Origin of the sequence: Chryseobacterium sp. T16E-39 (genome assembly GCF_002216065.1) — a bacterium.
In the GTDB taxonomy this organism is placed as follows: Bacteria; Bacteroidota; Bacteroidia; order Flavobacteriales; family Weeksellaceae; genus Chryseobacterium.
Window position 1 is genome coordinate 245,119 of the sequence record NZ_CP022282.1, and the last position, 20,924, is coordinate 266,042.

Below are 20,924 nucleotides of genomic sequence, written 5' to 3' on the forward strand. Positions count from 1 at the left end.
TCCCTGCTCAAGATACAATTTAAAAGTATTGCCCTCAGTTAGCCTGGGGCAATATTTCTAAATTGAATTTATAATTAATATCATTACAATGAAAAAAATAATAGCCCTTTTTATTCTTTCAGGTTTCCTATCATGTACCGATGAGGCGATGCAGCCTTATGATAAATCGCAGAAACCTGCAGAAATTAATATCAAGGGATTCTCAAAGCCGGATATACTGCAATTCAGGCTTAACGGTCAGCCGGTAAGCATCAATGGAAGTACATCTTACACCAATAATATAGAAACCACGCTAAAATTTGTTGTGGATGAAGGAGAAACAGATCAGATTGAAATCTATAACAATGAAAATGGAAAGCAAATAGCAAAATATAATATCAATTTTAATAATACAGATCAATACAAGAACCTTAATTTCTTCAATCTTCCGGGAATTTTTCTTCAAACGTATGCGGTAAAGCCTCAGGTTAACCTTGGAAAGATAGGATTTGAACTGATCTTTCATAATCTGGGAGAATATTCTCATTCCCCATTACAGGGAGTAAAAGGAGTATTGAAAAAAGAGAATGGAGATGTACTGGCAGAGTTTGAGAACATTGAAAAGAATAATTTCTCTCCTCTGAAGATATATAGCTTTTTCAGTATGACAGCACCGGTTTATCTTGAGTTGTATAAACCCGGGACTACTGAACCTTATTTCGGATCACAGCTTATTAAAGTAAAAATAAAACAGGACATAGGAGCCAATATGATTGTCCTGCAAGAGAAACAGGAAAATGGAAATGTCGTAGTGATCGGTGATATTGATATTGCTGACTATTTATAAAAAATATTTGATATCTCATGATGGGTAAATTTTTAAAGTTTTGTATACTAACTCTATTGTTTTTAAGCTCAATAGCGGTTAATTCCTGCAGATCCGAAGAAGAAGCGATTCCTGACTTTCCGGAAGGAAGTGTAGAATCTATTAATGTCTGGGTACAGGATAATATGAAACGGTATTATTATTGGGAAGATCAGATGCCCTCAAAACCAGACTATCATCTTCCTGTAAAAAAATTCTTTGCTAGCCTTCTATCACAAAACGATCGTTTTTCAAGTATTGTAAATACTGAAGATTCTTCAACCTATTTACGCACAGTCCGGAATATGTATGGCTTTGATTATGCTGTACTTCAACTTGCTAATGGACAGGTAACAGCAGTGATAAAGCTGGTCTTGCAAGATTCCCCGGCCCAAAATGCCGGTTTGAGACGTGGAATGATCATGAAAAAGATCAATGGAAGCGTGATCAATGCTTCCAATGCAGAAAATCTGCTTAACTCTATTCCTGATCATACCACCCTTGATCTTACAGTTGGAGACTGGGAAGCGGGAAATGTGATCAATCAAAAAGAAATTACAGTATATTACGGCTTTTCCCTTAATCAGCCGATTGTTTCTAAAATTTTTGATCAAAACGGGAAAAAGACCGGGTATTTATATATCTACGACTTTCCGGATGGATTGTCCCATACCCTCAATCAGAAATTTGCAGAATTTAAAGCTAATGGAGTAAAAGATCTTGTAATCGATCTTAGATATAACTATGGTGGATCAGTAGCTTCTGCAGCGGCATTATGTTCAATGATCCCTTCAGGAATAACTGCTAATTCACTTTTCATAACATACAAAGGAAATAAGAATGGAGGTGAAGTTAAGAAAACCTTTGCTGAACAGATTGCTTATGATCCGGCAGCTCTTAGCTTCTCGGCTCTGCATGCCAATGCATTGGAACTAAACAGGGTATTTATTCTTACGTCCAGAAATACTGCTTCTGCCTCCGAAATAGTAATCAATAATCTTAAACCTTATTTACAGGTAATACAGGTAGGAGATACTACTTTAGGGAAAGATATGGCAGGATTTGCAATCTCGGATGACCGTAAACCGAAGAAAATTTCCTGGCAGCTTCATCCTGTTATCTATAAAGTATACAATGCGGATGGGCAAGGAGAATACAGCAACGGTATTTCGCCTCAAATTCCAATTAACGAATATATCTCTCTTCCTTTGGCTCAGCTGGGAGAGGCAAATGAGATTTTACTTCAGACGGTCTTGAATAAAATTTATTCAAAATCTGCCTATCAGGAAAATTCAAATAACAATGTGAAAATCCTTACAGAAAGTGAGAAACCTTTTTTAATACCAAGGGTTAAATAATGTTATTGTTTATTTAAAAAAGAAAAGAAAAAACCAAATTATACTATATTTTTTTTAAATCGAATTCACCATGCAGGGAATAGAGCCAAAAATACATCAGGAAGTGATCAAAAGAATTAATGATCTAGAGCAATTGTTAAAACAAACACCTGAGCCGGAAAGAATACATACTGACGAGATTTTCATGATGAATACAGAGTTATCAGCACTGTATGATGAATATCTCAGCATAAAAAAAAGACTGGAGACCTGTATCAAATTGTACCGAATAAGACACGTTGAGATCAGAAAACAGCTTACTCAGAATATCAGGAAATTGAGAAGGGAAACTACGAATCAGAGATAGGGCGTCTTATTATTTAATGAATCCAGCTCATATTTGTGAAATACGAGACTTCAAAGGAATATGGAGTAAATGCAATTTTTCAATTGTACAATAACTGAGTTATACAGATGACATTATTGATCTTTTTTTTTAAAATTTATTTATAGAGTTAAGGCAGATAAAAATATAAGGTAAAGCATAAGATTTCAATTTAATAAATACTAAGAATCATGTTTTTAGTATTTATTTTACATCATTCTGTATTTACTAAACATTGTCAAGAAAATAAACTATTTTTTGGGATATTGTGAGTACTTTTGATGAATTAAGAAAATATGAACTCTCACTAGATTATTTTACGCTTTATGATCCTAATTGTCGATGATAACCAGAACAATATTTACTCTTTAAAGAAGTTATTAGAATCCAAAAATTTTCCGGTGGATACAGCTAATTCCGGCGAAGAGGCATTAGGGAAAGCATTAAAGAATGATTATGCCCTTATTATCTTAGATGTCCAGATGCCGGGGATGGACGGATTTGAAGTTGCAGAGATATTTGCAGGATATAGTAAGACTAAGGAAATACCCATTATATTTTTATCGGCAGTTAATACTGAAAAAAGATTTATTACCCGCGGATATGCTTCCGGAGGTCGGGATTATGTGACCAAGCCGGTAGATCCTGAAATTTTATTGCTTAAAGTTAAAACGTTCTATAATCTCCAGGAGCAGAATCTTGAGATGAAAAAAACGCAGCAAAGTCTTGAACTGGAAGTGAAAGGAAGGCGGGAATCTCAGGTAACCATGAAGTCTAGAATTGATCACTTTCATCTGATGCTGGAAGGATTACCACAAATTGCTTTTACCTTAAATGAAGACGGAATTGTAGATTTTGTGAATGGCAGATGGTATCAGTATTCTGCTCATAATAAGGATTTTCCTGAAACTTATCCCAATGATCTCAATATTAAAACTGAATTTGAAAAATCCAGAAAAAATGGGAAGGCTTTTGAGCTGGAAACCCGGATAAAAAATATAGAATCAGGAGAGTACAGGTATCATTTATTACGGATATCCCCTGTATATGAAGGAGGTCATCTTAAAAATTGGGTAGGAACATTTACGGACATTGATGATCAGAAAAAGGTTGAAAACGAAAAAGATGAGTTTTTGAGTATTGCCAGCCATGAGCTAAAAACTCCGTTGACCAGTATTAAAGCTTATGTGCAGCTGTTAGAACGTAAATTAAAACTTGATAAAGACAGTGCAGAAGCAGGTTATGTCACAAAAGTTCAGGACCAGATCGAAAAACTTAATAGTTTGATCAGTGATCTATTAGATGTTTCTAAAATTGAGAATGGCAAATTGAAAATCAATAAAAAGCCTTCCAACTTAGAGAAAGTAATTGAAATCGCGATTGAAACCATACTTCAGACACATGATGAAGATAAAGTGAAAATTCAACGCCATGGTGAAAAACCGGATATCATTATTCCTTTTGACGAAATCCGCATAGAACAGGTATTGATCAACTTCCTGACCAATGCTATAAAATACTCTCCTGAAAACAATCAGGTTATTATCAGTACTTTTGTAGATGAAAATGAAGTGAAAGTAAGCGTTACCGACTTTGGAATAGGGATTCCTGATTTTAAACAAAAAGCTGTATTTCAAAAATTTTATAGGGTAGAAGAATCATCGTTACAATTTCAGGGAATGGGGATTGGTCTCTATATCTGCTCTGAAATTATCAAGCAGCATGGAGGAACGATCGGGTTATCTAGTATCATCAATGAAGGTTCTACATTTTATTTCACTTTACCTCTAAATTAATTTTATGCCACAAAAAGTTATACGAAACCTACAATTTGGAGTTGGACTATCCTTACTCATTTTAATAGCAAGTTCAGTAGCATCATATTGGAGTATCCAAAAACAAATGGAGGATAGGGAAAGTTTATCCAAAACCCGGAAATCTATTACAGCCGTAAAAGATGTTTTAATTGCTCTTTTAGATGCTGAAACAGCAAATAGAGGGTATCAGTTAACAGGCAAAGAAAATTTCCTGGAACCTTATAACCGAAGTATTGCAGCATATCCTAAAGCAATGGCTTATGCAAAATCATTTGATATTAGAAATAAAGCACAGAAACAACGCATAGAGGCTTTGGAGCTGAATGTTAACAGCAATATCACTAATCTGAGGAAATATGTAGAAAACAGAAGGAAAGGAATAGAAATGACGCAGGATCAGATCATTTTGAGTAAATCTTATATGGATAAGTGCCGGAAGATCGTTCGTGATTTTGTAAGACACGAAGAAATTGAACTTGAGATCAAAAATAATGATCTTAAGCAGTCGACCAGTACAACGATTATTTTTATTATTTTATCTGCCATCGCAGCGATCGTTGTTACGTCATTTTTTTATTTTAAAATGCGTAAAGATCTTATTCGGAGAGATAAATTAGAAAAAGAATTAAAAGCCAAAGACGAAGAAATTACGAAACGTGTAAGTGCTATTCAGCAGGTTGCTAACAGAGTTGCAAATGGAGATTACAGTCAGAGGGCTATTGACAATTCCCAGGATGACCTAGGTGATTTGGTAGACTCACTTAACAATATGACGGATTCTTTAAAGAAATCTTTTGAAAAAATAAATAAAAGTGACTGGCATCAGAAAGGATTGGTTTTATTGAATGAATCATTGGTAGGAAATAAATCGATTAAAGAAGTTACCAGAAATTCCTTAAATCATCTTATTGAATATGGAGATGCTAGCAATGGAGCAATATACTTAATTGATGAAGGGAAATTAAATCTTGAAACTGCTGTAGGTTTAGAAGAACACATGAAAAAATCCTTCGAACCCGGAGAAGGAATGGTAGGACAGGTTTTTCTTCAGAACAAGACAAAGGTTTACAATGACCTTAACGAAAATGATTTTGCAGTAACATTTGCTGGCAGCAAAGTTAAAACTAATGGGATCATAGTGATTCCTATAACCTTAGACAGACAAAGTATAGGAGTTTTAGAAGTAACTTCCACAACTAATTTTGATCAGGATAGAATTAATTATCTCACCGACAGCTCCCGAAATATTGCCACAGCTCTTGGTGCGGCAAAAGCCCGTGAAAAAGAACAGCGCTTATTGGAAGAAACACAGGCACAATCAGAAGAATTACAGGTACAGCATGCTGAACTGGAAAATCTGAATACAGAATTAGAAGCACAAACGCAAAAGCTGCAAGCTTCAGAAGAAGAACTAAAAGTGCAGCAGGAAGAGCTTATGCAGACCAATGCTGAATTAGAAGAACGTTCAAAATTATTAGAAGAAAAGAACCATCTGATCGCTGAACGGAATATTGAGATTCAGAAAAAAGCGGAAGAGCTGGCTTTAAGCACCCAATACAAATCTGAGTTTTTAGCCAATATGTCGCATGAATTGCGTACCCCTCTTAATTCTATTCTTCTCCTTTCCAGATTAATGGCTGAAAATCCGGATGAAAACCTGAATGAAGATCAGATCGAATCTGCAAAAGTGATTCAAAGTTCCGGTGGAAGTTTGCTGACACTCATCGATGAAATATTGGATCTGGCCAAAATAGAATCCGGTAAAATGGTTCTTGAATATGATAAAGTTGCTATTGATGATGTTGTTAAAGATATACGGAATCTGTTCAACCCATTAGCTAATGAGAAAGGGATCGAATTTAACTTTGAGATAGAGGCTGGGCTTGAAAAAACGATTGAGACTGATAGATTGCGTCTGGATCAGGTACTGCGTAATTTATTATCCAATGCTTTTAAATTTACCAGTGCAGGCAGCATAGGTATGCATATCAAAAAAGATCCGGAAAATAAAGATTTCATTATTTTCTCTGTAAAAGATACTGGAATCGGAATTCCTGAGGATAAGCAGAGAATTATTTTTGAAGCCTTTCAGCAGGCAGATGGATCTACTCAACGTAAATTTGGAGGTACTGGCCTGGGACTATCAATCAGCCGTGAAATTGCCAAATTATTAGGCGGGGAATTATCCCTTACCAGCAAAATAAATGAAGGGAGTGAGTTCAGTTTAAAGATTCCAACTCATGGAGAAAGAAATACAACACCTGCAACATCTGATCTGGAGTTAGTGGAAATTATCCAGGAAGATGTTGAGGAAATTAAAAATATTATTGGTTACGAAGAACCAGAGGCGGTAAATCCTGATATTGTTTTGGAAATACCGGAAGAAGTAGCTGATGACAGGGATAATATTACAGACGATGATAAGGTTATTTTAATTATTGAAGATGATACCAATTTTGCCAAGGCACTTTTGAAATATGCTCATCGGCAAAATTATAAAGGAGTAGTTGTAGTAAGGGGAGACCATGGGTTATCTGCCGCGTTGCAATATCATCCGCTTGCTATTTTACTGGATATTCAATTACCGGTGAAAGACGGATGGCAGGTGATGGATGAATTGAAATCCAATCCACAAACCAAGCCTATTCCCGTACATATGATGTCCTCATTGCATGTGAAAAAACAGGAAAGCCTTATGAAAGGAGCTATTGATTTTATTAATAAGCCGGTAGCTTTGGAACATATGACGGATGTTTTCAGAAAAATTGAAGAAGCACTTCGAAAGTCGCCTCAAAAAGTTCTGATTGTTGAAGAAAATGCCAAACATGCCAGTGCCCTATCTTATTTCTTAAGCAATTTTAATATTTCCCTTTCAGTAAAAGATAGTGTAGAGGAAAGCGTTAAAGCCCTGACCGAAGCTGAAGTTGATTGTGTGATCTTGGATGTTGGACCAACAAGAGGCAACGGATATAAAATTGTCGAATCCATTAAAAGTTATGAAGGGCTGGAAAACCTGCCGATCATTATTTTTACAGAGAATAATCTGTCTTCATCAGAAGAGCTTAAGATAAAGCAATATGCAGATTCTATTGTTGTAAAAACAGCACATTCCTATCAGCGGATATTAGATGAGGTAGGTTTGTTTTTACATCTGGTGGAAGAAAAGAAAAATGTGGGTGAAACGCCAAGAAGTAAAACTTTGGGATCATTAACGGAGGTTTTAAGTGGAAAGAAGATTCTCATCACCGATGATGATGTTAGAAATATTTTCTCACTGACGAAAACCCTGGAAAAATATAAAGTTGAAGTAATTCTGGCAATGGATGGAAAACAGGCACTTGAACAGATCAAAGCCCATCCTGATATTGATGCTATTCTAATGGATATGATGATGCCTGAAATGGACGGTTATGAAACCATAAAAGAAATAAGAAAAAAACCAATGTTTACCAGACTGCCAATTATAGCAGTTACTGCCAAATCAATGATTGGTGATCGTGAGAAATGCATTACTGCCGGAGCTTCAGATTATATATCGAAGCCTGTGGATGTTGATCAGCTGCTATCATTATTGCGGGTCTGGTTATATGAAAGTTAAAAAAAACACCTCTGATGAATAAAAAGATTTTGATCGTGGATGATGATCCGCGGAACATATTTGCACTTAAATTAACTCTTAAAACAAGAGGATATCAAATGGAAAGCTGTACTGCTGCACAGGATGCTATTCAGCTTTTAGAAAAGGATAGCGGGATCGGGGTGGTCCTGATGGATATGATGATGCCCGGAATGGATGGCTATGAAGCCATTAAAATTATCCGTAATACGCCCTCTATCAATAAGGTCCCTATCATTGCAGTGACCGCACAGGCTATGCAGGAAGACCGCCAGAAATGTCTGGATGTCGGGGCACAGGATTATGTGAAGAAACCTATTGATGTAGATCTATTATTAACAGCTATAGAAAAGTTATCCTAAATGCTTGAACCGAGTATCGTAAAAGATGAAGAAGTTGAATATCTGATAAAAGATGTTTATGAGCTGTATGGATATGATTTTTCTTCATACAGCAGGGCCTCTTTTAAGCGCAGGGTTAACAGGATCTGCCTTATTGATAAATTCACGAGTTTTGCAGAATTAAGGTATACCGTGCTCAATGACCCTGATTATCTGAAACATTTTATTGAGGAAATTACCGTGAATGTTACCGAGATGTTTCGTGATCCTTATTTTTTCAAAGCTTTAAGAGACCAGATCCTCCCACAGTTAGGGACCTATCCTTTGATAAGGATTTGGGTTGCAGGCTGTTCAACGGGAGAGGAAGCTTATTCCATGGCCATATTACTGAAAGAGGCTAATCTTTATCATAAGTCATTGATTTATGCTACAGATATTAATCCTTCCGTGTTAGAAACGGCACGGGCAGGTGTTTTTCCATTGCAACAGATGAAACTGTATTCGGAAAATTACATTCTTTCAGGTGGAAAAAAAGATTTTTCAGATTATTATACAGCCAATTATGACAGTGCAAGATTTGATAAAAGTCTGCAGCAGAAATTAATTTTATCCACTCATAATTTAGTGTCGGACAGCTCTTTTAACAGCTTTCAGCTGATCATATGCCGGAATGTACTGATCTATTTTGATAAAACCCTGCAGGAGCGTGTATTTCACCTTTTTGATGACAGTCTGGAAAATCTGGGCTACCTCGCACTTGGTTCAAAAGAAACATTACGCTTCTCCAATTTAAGTAAGTATTATCATCAGGCTGATGATCAGAAAATTTGGAAAAAAGTGGATCATCATTAATGTATAATAGAAAAGCAATGAAAGTGAATACTGAATTAGTGGTCATAGGAGGTTCTGCAGGTAGCCTGGAGGTTATTTTGGATATGATCAAAGGGCTGAATGAAAAAATAAGCTTTGCAATTATTTTGGTGGTTCATCGTAAAGCACAGTCTGTAAGTGTATTGCCTACTTTATTACAGCAGTTTTCACCCATTGAAGTCACTGAAATTGAAGATAAGATAGAAATTAAAAGCAACCAGATGTATATTGTACCGGCTGATTACCATCTGCTATTTGAAGACAAACATTTAGTATCGCTGGACAGTTCCGAAAAAATGAATTACTCGCGGCCCTCAATTGATGTCACCTTTAAGTCTGCTGCAGAAATGTATGGGAAAAGTCTGGTAGGAATTCTTTTATCAGGAGCAAATGCTGATGGAGTGGAAGGATTACAGTATATCAAAAGAAATAATGGAACCGTATGGATCCAGGATCCGGATACGGCTGAAGTTAATTATATGCCAAAACATGCAGTCGAAGAGGTCGTTTATGACCTTATTATAACGCCGGAGAATTTAGCAGGGCATATAAATCAATTAAACAGGTTTTAAATTAAAGCTAATATATATGAGTAAGAAGAAAATTTTAATTTTTGATGATGATAAAACGATTTTGGATGTAGCAACCATTATTTTTGAAGAGAGTGGTTACGAAGTTGGAATCTCGGAGACATCACATGATATTATTGATAAAGTTTCACAATTTCAACCGGATGTGATTCTGATGGATAACTGGATCCCCAATATTGGTGGGGTGGAAGCCACAAAGCTTTTAAAAAGTCATGAAGAATTTAAGAAAATTCCTGTCATCTACATAACTGCTAATAATGATATTAATGCATTGGCAGAAAGCGCTCAGGCAGATGATTATATTGCAAAACCATTCAATCTGGATGATCTTGAAGAAAAAGTAGCCAAATACATGAAGGACTGAAAACCAGTATTTTATAATCCATTTGAAAAGATTCAAATGTAAAAAATAGCAACCACCAGCATCCATGACTGGTGGTTTTTTATAGGCAATTGTAAAAATAAATATAGTTGACTATATAGTTGTATATATTTTTTATATATTTGAAAATCTAAAACCTACGATTTCATGAACAATGATTTTATAAAAGAACTTGGTTATAAAGCACTTGATTCCAGATTTAAAAGGATCAGTGAAAAGATGGCTTACAGTGTCAAAAAGCTGTATAAAGATCTCGATTATGATATTGAGCCCAACTGGTATCTCATTTTTATGATCCTGCGGGACAAAGGCGAACTATCGTTGGTAGATATTGCTGAAAGTTTAGGGTACTCCCATCCATCTGTGGTAATCACAGTAAAAAAAATGGCTGCTAAAGATTATCTGAATGTAAAAAAAGATGATTTCGATAAAAGAAAACAAATTGTATCTCTTTCTCCTAAAGCGATCCGGCTGATGCCGGAATTCGAAATGCTTTGGAATAGTTGCGAAGCTGCGATTCTAAATGTAATAGAAAACGATCTTACTATTTTAAATTATTTGGATGGTATCGAATCAGCACTGGAAGAAACTTCATTTTATAATAGATTCAAGCAGGAATACAAAAAACATTTAAAATAAAATCCCATGAAAAAAATAATAATTTTTCTTCTTTCTCTATTTTGTGCATTTTCGTATGCAAAGGAGACGAAAATTACGATAAGAGCAAGAGCTAAAGATGCTAAATTTATAGGAAGCTCTTTAGGAGGAGCCTATGTAATTATCAGAAATAAAATCAACAACACCATTTTAGCAGAAGGAAAAACAAGCGGAAGTACAGGGAATACAGACCTGATCATGAAGGCTCCTAAGCTTAGAGATAGTTCTATTGTAGATGATGCAACAGGAAAATTTTTAGCAACGCTGAATATTGATGAACCTACATTTGTCAGCATTGAAATATTATCTCCGTTTAATCATAAACAGGCACAGGCAAAAGTAAGTACAGAACTTTGGGTAATTCCCGGGAAGGATATTCTTGGAGACGGAATTATACTTGAAATACCGGGATTCATTATTGATATTTTAAAACCCCGGACCCATCAGTACATTGCATTAAACTCTATTACAGGAAAACCATTTCAGATACAGGCAAATATCGTGATGATGTGTGGATGTGTAATTGACAAAGGGGGAATCTGGGATTCAGATAAATTTGAAACTAAAGCAATACTTAATAAAGACGGGAAATTTTTGAGCGAAACAAATTTATCCTGGGTGTCTACTAATTTATTCGACGGTAGTATAGCGATGTCAGCACCCGGGAATTATGAAATAGTCGTGTATGCATTTGATCCCAAGACCGGAAATACCGGAGTGGATAAAATAAATTATGTGGTCTATTAATAAATAATAAACAGGATAGAAGCCATTTTCAATGTGTGAAAAGAAAATGGCCATTGCTCTATTGCTGAAAGTGAAAACAATGTCTGGAGCACAAAATGGTTCTCATTATAAAAACAATTTATATTTTCTGACCGTTCTTTTGGAATAATAAAGTATAGAAAACTCTGTTTTACATAAAATTAATATATAGTTGTAGTATAGTTTATTTGCTTTTTTTAACCATTATACGCGGTCGATAAAACATTACGAAAAGGGTATAAAAGAAAGGTAGCTTTTTGTAATAGTAACCTTTATGGCATGATAATAGGTTGATTATTAATATTAACCAAATCAATTACAAAATGAAATCTGATACTAAATTAAAAAAGAGCATAAGAGGAAAGACTGTCGTGATTACCGGAGGAAGTAGTGGAGTTGGGAAAGCGACTGCTGAAGCTTTTGCTTTGGAAGGATGTAATATTGTGGTAGCGGCCAGAGGTAAAGAAGCACTGGACGAAACAGTAAGCCTTTGCAGAGATCTTGGAGTTGCTGTATTAGGGGTGCCTACAGATGTTTCAAAAGCTGATGAAGTGGCTCATCTCGCAGAAAAAGCTATACAATTTAATGGAAGAATTGATATCTGGGTGAATAATGCAGGGGTTATGGCCAGTGGAAAGTTTGAAGAAATCCCTATGGAACTCAATGAGCAGGTCATAAAAACCAATTTATTCGGGTATATGCATGGAGCTTACAGTGCTCTCCCTATTTTTAAAAAACAACAGGAGGGAATTTTAATTAATAATGTATCGATTGGTGGGTTTATGCCGGCACCATACAGTGCAGTATATTCATCCACAAAATTTGGAATTCGTGGGATGATGGATTGTCTTCAGGGAGAAATTTCCGATTTCCCGGATATTCATATATGTAATATTTATCCACAGATTCAAAGGTCTACAGGGAATATGCATTCTGCAAAATATTCAGGACTGGATTTTAAAATACCACCATTTGCGGCAGATCCCAGAGACACAGCTGCAAAAATTGTAGAATTGGCTAAAAATCCAAGAAAAGATTTGTTTCCCGATTTTACCTCATTACTTCTCAAAAATGTTTATGGGCTATTTCCAAAACCCATCATTAATATGGCTTCAGCAGGAATGCGAATGGTCATGAAAGTGAAAAATGCACCTCCCGATTCAGGAAATATTTTACAGCCCTCTTCCGAACCTCACCGGATTTATGGAAAAACGATATTACCTGTCCCTTCAAAAAAGACAAAAATAGCTATTGCGGCAGGATTAGGTCTAGGACTTGCTTATATGATATTGAAGACCAGCACAGGAAGTAAACAAATAAAAAAAGCATAAAAAGCGATATTCAGCAATTATAGGGATAAATCTATAATTATCCACTCCTTTCATTTCACTGGCTCCTCTTAAATTCATACTTTTACATCGCATGATTGACACTGAAATTATGAATTTTAACGGATCCGGATTTTCAGAATATATAAAAATACTTGAACGGTTTACCGGGTTGGAATGGATTGGATTCAGCCTGGTTGTTAATATTGCTTTGTTTCTGTTTTCAATTGGACTCTATTTTTTTATTGAGAAAACCTGTCCTAAAAAAAAGATACAGGACTTCAGCCATCCCATTACAAGGTCCGATTTTTATCTGAGCCTTCTTACCGTCTTTTGCAACTGTCTTGTCATGTTGTTGGGTGTTTTCTTATGGAAAAACAGATGGATTGAGCTCGGGGATCATCTTTCACCGGTTTCAATTTTTTTTGAAGTGGTTATTTTAATACTACTGATGGACTTTTGTATGTACCTTTTTCATTATGCAGCACATATGCCCTTTGTGTATAAAAGATTGCACGGTAAACATCATGAACATGTACATACTAATTTTTTAAGTCTTTTTGTGTTACATCCTGTAGAGACGATAGGATTTGGATTAATGATATTAGCCCTATTGGTTGGTTATGATTTTTCTGTAATTTCGATTACAACGTATCTTTTTATTAATCTGGTTTGGGGGACAATCGGTCATTTAAATAAAGAATTTTTTCCACCACAATTTGACCGGTATTTTGTAGGGACCACACAATTTCACAATCAGCATCATTTGGATGAAACTAAAAATTTTGGTTTCTATACCTCTATCTGGGACAGAATATTCAAGACATACAAAAAGTGAGAATTGCTCCTGTCTAGGCTAATTTTTTAAAACTTTGCAGGGTATCAATAACCCCTTCAAAATTTTCATTCTTAAAAATTCCCGATTCGTAAACTCTTTCGAATGTTTCTGCTGTTCCGGAAGCTATTATACCTGGCAGATTTTCACTTTTCAACATCTGGGTAAGACCTTTCATCTCATCAATTCTCCTGAAAATATGTTGTGGATAAGTAGGAGTTGTTTTCATTAGATCTTTGTAGGTTCCGGGTAGAAATTCCTGAAGACTGTCATTCAGTTCATCCAGAATACCGAAATGGGCAGCAGCGGTCATCGTTTCAAAAAATAATGCATTCATCCCTTTATTGACCATAGAAAATAAGAGTTTGTAAGCGGATGCTGCTTCTGTTTTTTCTCCGGCATCTTTTATTTTGAATACAGTAGAAAAAACATCCAGAAAAATATTTCGATACGTACCACTTACGATTAATGTTGCATGATCAGGAATATCTTTTGAAGCTCCCATCACAGCACCATTTACAAATTTAATATTCTTTGCTGAAAACAGTTTTTCAAGGTTCAGGGCAACTTCAGGAGTATTAGAATTCAAATCTATAAAAACTGGACGGTTATCAGTGTTTTCCAGGCAAGAAATAGTGTTTTCCGCAATTTCAAGACTTCCCTCCGGACTGGTAAGAGAAAGAATAATATCTGCCTGCTCAACTATATTTTGCAAAGAGCCAACATCTTCGATTCCAATGCTTTTGATATTTTCCAAAGTTCTTGCTGACCTTCCGTTCCCCGCAGTGATTACTTTGTAATTATTTTTAATAAGTGCTTTGGCGATCTGTGTTCCCATATCTCCGGGAAAAAGAATAGCTATAATAGGTTGAATGGGCATTGTTATTATTTTTACTGTTAAAAACTCCTGAATAGATTTCAATGGTTTTTCTTTTACAAATCTCTTTAAAATTTTTCGATCTGTAAAGCTCATTATTTCGATCACATCAATTGGTAAAACCGATTAGTATTTTTAAAGATCAATATAGGAAGAGTACTCATTCCTATATTGATCTTTAAGCGGATAGTATTTTAAACCTGTCTTTTTTCTATAACAGGAATATTGGTAATTACTTTCCATTGGTCATTCTCCTTTACACAAATGATAGTAGAGGTAAACCGGAGAACTTCACTCTCCAAAGTCAACTTTGCAATGGCAATATTTCCCTTTTCTTCAATAGAATCATAGGAAATAGTTCTGGGCTTACCACCAAACGTTTTACTTCGGATATGTTCTATATATTGCTCTTTGGAAATAATGAAAATACCTTGCTGATCGAAAAATCCGTCCTGGATATTTTGATAGTCTTTGTGAAGGATTTCTTCCATTAGTTTTGTATCACTATGATCTCCGGCTTTAATAAAGCTTTCAATGGCTTGTTGTATGTGCTGCATATTCCTGATGATTAAAATATTGATTAATATGATTTCTCTGTTGTTCCATTTTCAGTGAAGCCTCTTCAGGATCGATCATTCCGTCCATTGGAAAATAACCGATTTCTATCACTCCTAGCTGATTCAAAATACGGGTGATCTGGGTTTCAAGAGGATTTTTTTCCTGTGTGGCGGGCTGTAATATACCCATAACAGAAATAATAGATGCTTTTTTATCCAGTAGCAATCCTCTTATTCCGGTGGCATCATAGGCAAATGTCTTTTTCGTCCGGACAACAAGATCAAAATAAGCTTTTAATGAAGAAGGAATTCCGTAATTATACATTGGGCAGTTAATAAGGATTTCATCACTGGCATGCAATTCCTCTATTAAGAGATCTGATAATTCCAGTTGTTCAGAATGAAGGGTTTCATCAAAAAAACCATTCACTGTTTCCTGCGTCAGATGGGGAGTAGGCTGTAAGGTAACATCTCTTGTAATAATCTTTCCATCCGCATGTTTTGTTTTCCATCGTTCCTCAAAATAGTCTCCCATTAAACGGGAATAAGAATCATTCATTCTAAGGCTGCTGTCAATACGAAGTAGTGTTGTCATGTTGATTTTTCTTTAAAGACAAACTACTTTTTTAAAACGTGACGCCTAAACCAATTTTTTTAATTTTTCAGGATCTACAATAGAATAAATTTCCCGGATCATCCCCTCATGATCAACATCCAGAATATGGCAGTTGTAAACATGGTTTTCCCGCCAGAAGCAGATAGCCGGCTGATGATTGAAAATATGGAAAGTATAGGGCTTATGATGAAGAAACTGTTGCTGGACGTAGGCTAAAAGAGTCGCGGTAGCTGATTTGCCTACTTCCACTGCTTTTATTACCCTTACACGTTGCCCGCCGTCAGCCGAAAGCCTGATATCGTTCAATAAAAGTTCTTCAAGCATCGGAATACTGCCTTCGCTCAGTGCCTTTTGATATTTGCTGAGGGTTTCCTGATGGACTGGAGAGTCAATATGGTCCGGATTATACTGTATATCCTGAAGCTGTTTGCTTGCTCTGCTCAGTAACTTTCGTGAATTTTCAATGCTAATGTCAAGGAATTCGGCAATTTCCTGATGCGAATAATCAAAGCCTTGTTTCAAAATGTACACGGCGCGTTCTTTACCACTCAATCGTTCTAACAGTACAAGTAAGGTATAACGCGCGGTTTGTTCTTTAATAAGTTTAGTTTCCGCATTTTCCAGAGATAATGGTTCAGGAAGCCATTCGCCGTACACCAATTTTTTTGAATGCCTGTTTTTAAAATTAATGGCATGGTTGATTGTACTTTTAATTAAAAAGTTTTTTTCATTCCGGATTTCAGTTTTGTCTAATGAAATATATTTTTCCAATACATCCTGAACAAGATCTTGAGCATCATCGTAAGAACCTGTAATATTATAGGCGTACGTTAATAATTGACGATAATTTTCCTGCATGTCATTTCTTTTTAAGACCCTTACCATGTGAAAAACGTGACCATTTTTTTTAATTAAATGGTAAAAAAAGTAAAAGTAGTATTTTTATACTTTCGAAGCTATCAACAATGTCGGATCTATTAAGAATACATATTGAAAAAATCGTTTCCCTGAACGATGAAGAGTTTGCTGTGGTATCCTCTTATTTTACAAGGAAAAAATATAAAAAACACCAGTTTTTAATACAGGAAGGAGAGGCGGTAGTCTATAATTATTTTGTATTGAAAGGACTTTTAAAACTGGTTTATACAGATAATACAGATAAAAGTCATATTGTGGGATTCGCTATGGAAGACTGGTGGGAGAGTGACTTCCGTGCTTTTTATACGCAATCCAAAGCAACCATGTCACTGGAATGCGTTGAAGATACTGAAGTTTTATGTCTTGCCCTGGATGACTACAGGAAATTATGCAATGCCATTCCAAAGATCGAACGTTTCTTTCTTGAAAAAGCATATTTTGGATTTATAGCGGCACAACAACGCATCATTTCTACCATGACCTCCAGTACAAAAGAAAGATACGACCAATTACTTGAGCAGCATCCTGCATTAGTTCAGCGTGTTCCAAAATCTCTTTTGGCTGCCTATCTTGGTGTTTCAAGAGAAACATTGAGCCGCCTTTCTCCATAAGTGTGTGATCTTCCTCACTCCATAATCGTGATAGAGATCAAGAGATAGGTCAAGGGATAAATGCCAACTTTGCTCTATTAATTTGATATAGTCAAAACAATGGAAAAAAGAACAATCAATCCTTGGGATTGGCAAAAAGAACGCAGCTATTCTCAGGCTGTAGAAGTAAAAAATGTTGAAAGTACTTTATACTGCTCAGGGCAGGCAGCTATTGATCCGGATGGAACATCAAGTAATAAGGATATGAAATCTCAGCTTGAGCAGGCAATTGCGAATCTGGAAGAAGTAGTCACAGCTGCCGGCTATGAATGTAATGGTATTGTAAGATTAAATATCTACACAACATCTACCAAAGAACTATGGCCTCATTTTCCTATTCTTCAGGAATGGATTGCCAGACATAATATTGAGCAGGCCGTTACCATGCTGGAGGTAACCGGATTATTTGAGACCCTAACTGTTGAGCTGGAGGCAACCGTTGTAAAATAATTTTTTGCAAAAAAATAAAACCTTCAAGCCAAAAACTTGAAGGTTTTTTATGCATCAGATTTTTGAATATTTTCAGAAATCTTTTTGCAAAGTGGAAATCAGGAGATCAGATTTCCCGTTATTGAAGAAAATTTATATGATAAGAACAGAAAAATGGTGGTGGCTACTAATATAGAACCCCCATGCTTTCAGCTGCAAAACCTGAAAGCTCTTCTATTTTTCCTTCTTTTATTTTTTTTACCCACTGATGGTCATTCAGTAATGCACGTCCTACTGCAACTAAATCAAAATCCTGTCTTTCCAGTCTGCGAAGCAATTCTGTAAGGTCAGATTTTTCTGAACTTTCACCTGCAAAAGCAGCCATAAAATCACCTTTAAGACCTACAGAACCAACAGTAATCGTAGGCTGACCGGTTAATTTCTTAGCCCATCCAGCAAAATTAAGATCCGAACCTTCAAATTCTGGTTCCCAGAAACGGCGTTGTGAACAATGGAAAATATCTACCCCTGCTTCCTTCAACGGAAGTAACCAATCTTCCATTTCAGTAGGCGTTGTTGCCAATCTGCTTTTATAATCCTGCTGTTTCCATTGAGAAAGTCTGATGATGATCGTGAAATCTTCTCCTACAGCTGCTCTGATTGCTTTTACAACATCGACTGCAAACCGGGTTCTTTCTTTCACTGTTTTACCTCCATACTCATCAGTTCTTGTATTTGTTACTTCCCATAAGAACTGATCGATAAGATAACCGTGGGCACCATGGATCTCAAGACAGTCAAAACCAAGATCTTTTGCGGATTTTGCTGAAGCAGCAAATTGTTTGATTGTATCTTCAATATCTGCAAGAGACATTGTGGAAGCTTTTTCCATAGGAACTAAAGGATAGTCCTCAGACATTCTGGTATCACCGACATGCCAGATCTGTGGTCCCATTTTACCGCCATTGTGATGAACCTGATCAATCACGTTTTTCCATCCTTCCAATGCTTCATTGCCGTAGAAATCGGGGATATTCTGCATGTTTTTAGAACCCGGCCTGTTGATCACAGTTCCTTCGGAAAGGATTAACCCTACTTCCGAAGCTGCTCTCCGGCCATAATAATCTGCAATCTGCTGGGTAGGTACCCCATTAGCTGATTGTGCTCTGGTCATTGGTGCCATTACAATTCTGTTTTTCAGCTGTAGGTTTTTATAATTAAATGGACTGAATAATGCGTCTGTACTCATTTTTTATGAATTTTTATATGATGTGAATTCTTTTTGTTACACAAAGTAACTAATAATAATTCGTTTTTGTATCTATTAGAGAAAAAATTGTGGTAACTTTGGCGTAACCAACAATAGTAACTTCATAGTAACTGATGAGACATAATAAAATGACCCAATGCAGCTGCCCGCTTGGGAAGGCAATGTCCGCTTTGGGAAGCAAATGGAAACCGATCATTGTGATGGTCATCAAAGATAAAGTGTTGCGCTTTGGACAGATCGCTGCACGGATACACGTTATTTCACGAAAGGTTTTAACGGATCAGCTTAGAGAAATGGAGGAAGACGGATTATTAACCCGACAGGAGTTTAAAGAACTTCCACCCAGAGTTGAGTATGCGTTGACCGAAAAAGGACTTGCTCTCTTACCTATCCTTTATTTACTCGAAGAGTGGGAGAGAAGCTATGAAACAAAAGAGATGTTTGCAGAAACAAATGTCTGATTTATGTAATACCGGTTTGCTGACCGGTCACTGTACAAATGAGTGATTGCTTACGAATTGGTAGAGATTATTTATTTTTTATTTATAGTCCAATTTGTGAATTATAATTCATGAATTGGTTATGACATGCATAATAGATTAAATAAAAAAAACAGATAATATGTATTCCCAAATACTTTTTTTTATATTTAATCGTTATATTTATCGAATTAATTCTTAAATCAAAAATGAATTAACGGATCATAACTTTTAAATGACGACTAAAATCATCGGAGTAGGAAACTACATTCCCCCAGAAACCATTACCAATTTATTCTTTGATAAACACAATTTTATAAATAAAAGCGGCGAGTCATTAAAAGAAAGTAATGCAATTATTGCCAGTAAACTAAGAGAGATTACAGGCATTGAAGAAAGAAGATATGCACGAAATGATCAGGTTACTTCTGATCTTGGTTTTATAGCAGCAGAAGCAGCAATAGAAAATGCAGGAATTGACCGTGAAACTATAGACTATATTATATTTGCCCACAATTTTGGGGATGTCCGCTTTGGAACTATCCAATCTGACACGGTTCCAAGTCTTGCTTCACGAGCAAAACATCTTTTAAAAATCAAAAATAATTTTTGTGTCGCCTATGATGTATTATTCGGATGTCCGGGATGGATTGAAGGCGTAATTCAGGCTAATGCATTTATTAAGGCTGGTATAGCTAAGAGATGTCTGGTGATTGGTGCGGAGACACTTTCCAGAGTATCAGATATTCATGACAGAGACAGCATGATCTATGCAGATGGTGCAGGAGCTGCCATTTTAGAAGTTTCCAATGAAGAAGGAGGAATAAAATCTCACGTTTCAGCGTCTTTTACCTTGAATGAAAAAGATTACCTGTTTTTCGGGAAATCATATAATAATGAACGATGCCCTGATACGAAATACATCAAGATGGATGGCCGTAAAATTTACGAATTTGCGCTTTCCAATGTACCTGATGCAATGAAAAAATGCCTGGATGACAGTGGTTATCAGATCACCCAGCTGAATAAGATCATTATCCATCAGGCCAATGAAAAAATGGACGAAGCTATCGTAAAACGATTCTATCAGTTATACAATAGTCCAATGCCGGAGGATGTTATGCCTATGGTAATTAAAAAGCTTGGAAACAGCAGTGTTGCAACTATTCCTTCATTACTTGCTATGATCTTAAATGATGAATTGGATTCTCATGATATCAACGAGGGAGATGTGGTTTTATTTGCTTCAGTAGGTGCTGGAATGAATATTAATGCATTTGTGTATAAATTTTAATATTTTTTTTCACAGACTGATAAAAATATTTTGTCAGAAATAAAAAACTCTCTATATTTGCACCACT

The 20,924-nt window shown here is 35.9% G+C and carries 22 protein-coding genes; 17 read left to right on the forward strand and 5 right to left on the reverse strand.

The window, feature by feature from the left end:
• Positions 1-88: 88 nt before the first annotated feature.
• The 13 genes from CEY12_RS01060 to CEY12_RS01120 all read left to right on the forward strand — a co-directional run bounded on the left by CEY12_RS01060 (position 89) and on the right by CEY12_RS01120 (position 13,770).
• Positions 89-826 carry a hypothetical protein gene (locus CEY12_RS01060; protein WP_228409761.1) on the forward strand — a complete coding sequence of 246 codons (738 nt, stop codon included), beginning with the start codon at positions 89-91 and terminating at the stop codon, positions 824-826.
• A gap of 17 nt (positions 827-843) precedes the next feature.
• A complete protein-coding gene (locus tag CEY12_RS01065) occupies positions 844-2,202 on the forward strand; it encodes a S41 family peptidase (protein WP_089025933.1) in 1,359 nt (452 codons plus the stop codon).
• A 70-nt stretch (positions 2,203-2,272) separates the two neighbouring features.
• Positions 2,273-2,548, forward strand: a complete 276-nt coding sequence (locus tag CEY12_RS01070) for a hypothetical protein (protein ID WP_089025934.1) — start codon at positions 2,273-2,275, stop codon at positions 2,546-2,548.
• A 344-nt stretch (positions 2,549-2,892) separates the two neighbouring features.
• Complete coding sequence (locus tag CEY12_RS01075) at positions 2,893-4,362, forward strand: ATP-binding protein (RefSeq protein WP_089025935.1); 1,470 nt, start codon at positions 2,893-2,895, stop codon at positions 4,360-4,362.
• Between the two features lie 4 nt (positions 4,363-4,366).
• Positions 4,367-7,981, forward strand: coding sequence for a response regulator (locus CEY12_RS01080; RefSeq protein WP_089025936.1), 3,615 nt, complete (start codon positions 4,367-4,369; stop codon positions 7,979-7,981).
• Positions 7,982-7,995: 14 nt separating this feature from the next.
• The gene (locus tag CEY12_RS01085; RefSeq protein WP_089025937.1) at positions 7,996-8,361 is read left to right on the forward strand and encodes a response regulator; all 366 of its coding nucleotides are present in this window, start codon (positions 7,996-7,998) and stop codon (positions 8,359-8,361) included.
• On the forward strand, positions 8,362-9,192 hold the full coding sequence (locus CEY12_RS01090; RefSeq protein WP_089025938.1) for a CheR family methyltransferase: 831 nt from the start codon (positions 8,362-8,364) through the stop codon (positions 9,190-9,192).
• Positions 9,192-9,782 (forward strand): chemotaxis protein CheB, encoded by a 591-nt coding sequence (locus CEY12_RS01095; RefSeq protein ID WP_228409762.1) that lies wholly within the window; start codon positions 9,192-9,194, stop codon positions 9,780-9,782. The genes CEY12_RS01090 and CEY12_RS01095 overlap by 1 nt, the downstream gene beginning before the upstream one ends.
• A 16-nt stretch (positions 9,783-9,798) precedes the next feature.
• A complete protein-coding gene (locus CEY12_RS01100) occupies positions 9,799-10,164 on the forward strand; it encodes a response regulator (protein ID WP_089025939.1) in 366 nt (121 codons plus the stop codon).
• A gap of 165 nt (positions 10,165-10,329) precedes the next feature.
• Positions 10,330-10,821, forward strand: a complete 492-nt coding sequence (locus tag CEY12_RS01105) for a MarR family winged helix-turn-helix transcriptional regulator (protein ID WP_089025940.1) — start codon at positions 10,330-10,332, stop codon at positions 10,819-10,821.
• 6 nt (positions 10,822-10,827) lie between these two features.
• The gene (locus tag CEY12_RS01110) at positions 10,828-11,586 is read left to right on the forward strand and encodes a hypothetical protein (RefSeq protein ID WP_089025941.1); all 759 of its coding nucleotides are present in this window, start codon (positions 10,828-10,830) and stop codon (positions 11,584-11,586) included.
• 341 nt (positions 11,587-11,927) lie between these two features.
• The gene (locus CEY12_RS01115; RefSeq protein ID WP_089029739.1) at positions 11,928-12,935 is read left to right on the forward strand and encodes an SDR family oxidoreductase; all 1,008 of its coding nucleotides are present in this window, start codon (positions 11,928-11,930) and stop codon (positions 12,933-12,935) included.
• Between the two features lie 109 nt (positions 12,936-13,044).
• Complete coding sequence (locus tag CEY12_RS01120; RefSeq protein WP_089029740.1) at positions 13,045-13,770, forward strand: sterol desaturase family protein; 726 nt, start codon at positions 13,045-13,047, stop codon at positions 13,768-13,770.
• A gap of 13 nt (positions 13,771-13,783) precedes the next feature.
• Here CEY12_RS01120 and CEY12_RS01125 read toward each other — a convergent pair whose 3' ends face one another.
• From CEY12_RS01125 to CEY12_RS01140, 4 genes are all read right to left on the reverse strand, one after another.
• Positions 13,784-14,740 (reverse strand): NAD(P)-dependent oxidoreductase, encoded by a 957-nt coding sequence (locus CEY12_RS01125; RefSeq protein WP_089025942.1) that lies wholly within the window; start codon positions 14,738-14,740, stop codon positions 13,784-13,786.
• Between the two features lie 98 nt (positions 14,741-14,838).
• The gene (locus CEY12_RS01130; protein ID WP_089025943.1) at positions 14,839-15,201 is read right to left on the reverse strand and encodes a nuclear transport factor 2 family protein; all 363 of its coding nucleotides are present in this window, start codon (positions 15,199-15,201) and stop codon (positions 14,839-14,841) included.
• Positions 15,176-15,796, reverse strand: a complete 621-nt coding sequence (locus CEY12_RS01135) for an FMN-dependent NADH-azoreductase (protein WP_089025944.1) — start codon at positions 15,794-15,796, stop codon at positions 15,176-15,178. The genes CEY12_RS01130 and CEY12_RS01135 overlap by 26 nt, the downstream gene beginning before the upstream one ends.
• 45 nt (positions 15,797-15,841) lie before the next feature.
• Positions 15,842-16,675 carry a sigma-70 family RNA polymerase sigma factor gene (locus CEY12_RS01140; protein ID WP_157676725.1) on the reverse strand — a complete coding sequence of 278 codons (834 nt, stop codon included), beginning with the start codon at positions 16,673-16,675 and terminating at the stop codon, positions 15,842-15,844.
• A gap of 107 nt (positions 16,676-16,782) precedes the next feature.
• Here CEY12_RS01140 and CEY12_RS01145 point away from each other — a divergent pair, with 107 nt between their 5' ends.
• Together CEY12_RS01145 and CEY12_RS01150 are read left to right on the forward strand one after the other, a co-directional pair.
• Positions 16,783-17,346 (forward strand): Crp/Fnr family transcriptional regulator, encoded by a 564-nt coding sequence (locus CEY12_RS01145; protein ID WP_089025946.1) that lies wholly within the window; start codon positions 16,783-16,785, stop codon positions 17,344-17,346.
• A gap of 99 nt (positions 17,347-17,445) precedes the next feature.
• The gene (locus tag CEY12_RS01150) at positions 17,446-17,835 is read left to right on the forward strand and encodes a RidA family protein (protein ID WP_089025947.1); all 390 of its coding nucleotides are present in this window, start codon (positions 17,446-17,448) and stop codon (positions 17,833-17,835) included.
• Positions 17,836-18,001: 166 nt separating this feature from the next.
• Here CEY12_RS01150 and CEY12_RS01155 read toward each other — a convergent pair whose 3' ends face one another.
• Entirely contained in the window at positions 18,002-19,063 is a 1,062-nt protein-coding gene (locus CEY12_RS01155) for an NADH:flavin oxidoreductase (RefSeq protein WP_089025948.1), read from the reverse strand.
• Positions 19,064-19,197: 134 nt separating this feature from the next.
• Between CEY12_RS01155 and CEY12_RS01160 the strand changes: the two genes are divergently transcribed.
• A complete protein-coding gene (locus CEY12_RS01160; RefSeq protein WP_089025949.1) occupies positions 19,198-19,545 on the forward strand; it encodes a winged helix-turn-helix transcriptional regulator in 348 nt (115 codons plus the stop codon).
• A gap of 253 nt (positions 19,546-19,798) precedes the next feature.
• Positions 19,799-20,857 carry a 3-oxoacyl-ACP synthase III family protein gene (locus tag CEY12_RS01165; protein ID WP_089025950.1) on the forward strand — a complete coding sequence of 353 codons (1,059 nt, stop codon included), beginning with the start codon at positions 19,799-19,801 and terminating at the stop codon, positions 20,855-20,857.
• The last annotated feature ends 67 nt before the right edge of the window (positions 20,858-20,924 follow it).

Coding starts and splice junctions, on each gene's coding strand:
- CEY12_RS01155 (WP_089025948.1), bottom strand. CDS start 19,063: ATGAGTACAGACGCATTATTCAGTCCATTTAATTATAAAAACCTACAG.
- CEY12_RS01115 (WP_089029739.1), top strand. CDS start 11,928: ATGAAATCTGATACTAAATTAAAAAAGAGCATAAGAGGAAAGACTGTC.
- CEY12_RS01110 (WP_089025941.1), top strand. CDS start 10,828: ATGAAAAAAATAATAATTTTTCTTCTTTCTCTATTTTGTGCATTTTCG.
- CEY12_RS01105 (WP_089025940.1), top strand. CDS start 10,330: ATGAACAATGATTTTATAAAAGAACTTGGTTATAAAGCACTTGATTCC.
- CEY12_RS01100 (WP_089025939.1), top strand. CDS start 9,799: ATGAGTAAGAAGAAAATTTTAATTTTTGATGATGATAAAACGATTTTG.
- CEY12_RS01065 (WP_089025933.1), top strand. CDS start 844: ATGATGGGTAAATTTTTAAAGTTTTGTATACTAACTCTATTGTTTTTA.
- CEY12_RS01090 (WP_089025938.1), top strand. CDS start 8,362: ATGCTTGAACCGAGTATCGTAAAAGATGAAGAAGTTGAATATCTGATA.
- CEY12_RS01095 (WP_228409762.1), top strand. CDS start 9,192: ATGTATAATAGAAAAGCAATGAAAGTGAATACTGAATTAGTGGTCATA.
- CEY12_RS01060 (WP_228409761.1), top strand. CDS start 89: ATGAAAAAAATAATAGCCCTTTTTATTCTTTCAGGTTTCCTATCATGT.
- CEY12_RS01075 (WP_089025935.1), top strand. CDS start 2,893: ATGATCCTAATTGTCGATGATAACCAGAACAATATTTACTCTTTAAAG.
- CEY12_RS01070 (WP_089025934.1), top strand. CDS start 2,273: ATGCAGGGAATAGAGCCAAAAATACATCAGGAAGTGATCAAAAGAATT.
- CEY12_RS01150 (WP_089025947.1), top strand. CDS start 17,446: ATGGAAAAAAGAACAATCAATCCTTGGGATTGGCAAAAAGAACGCAGC.
- CEY12_RS01145 (WP_089025946.1), top strand. CDS start 16,783: ATGTCGGATCTATTAAGAATACATATTGAAAAAATCGTTTCCCTGAAC.
- CEY12_RS01140 (WP_157676725.1), bottom strand. CDS start 16,675: ATGCAGGAAAATTATCGTCAATTATTAACGTACGCCTATAATATTACA.
- CEY12_RS01165 (WP_089025950.1), top strand. CDS start 19,799: ATGACGACTAAAATCATCGGAGTAGGAAACTACATTCCCCCAGAAACC.
- CEY12_RS01160 (WP_089025949.1), top strand. CDS start 19,198: ATGAGACATAATAAAATGACCCAATGCAGCTGCCCGCTTGGGAAGGCA.
- CEY12_RS01085 (WP_089025937.1), top strand. CDS start 7,996: ATGAATAAAAAGATTTTGATCGTGGATGATGATCCGCGGAACATATTT.
- CEY12_RS01135 (WP_089025944.1), bottom strand. CDS start 15,796: ATGACAACACTACTTCGTATTGACAGCAGCCTTAGAATGAATGATTCT.
- CEY12_RS01120 (WP_089029740.1), top strand. CDS start 13,045: ATGAATTTTAACGGATCCGGATTTTCAGAATATATAAAAATACTTGAA.
- CEY12_RS01130 (WP_089025943.1), bottom strand. CDS start 15,201: ATGCAGCACATACAACAAGCCATTGAAAGCTTTATTAAAGCCGGAGAT.
- CEY12_RS01125 (WP_089025942.1), bottom strand. CDS start 14,740: ATGAGCTTTACAGATCGAAAAATTTTAAAGAGATTTGTAAAAGAAAAA.
- CEY12_RS01080 (WP_089025936.1), top strand. CDS start 4,367: ATGCCACAAAAAGTTATACGAAACCTACAATTTGGAGTTGGACTATCC.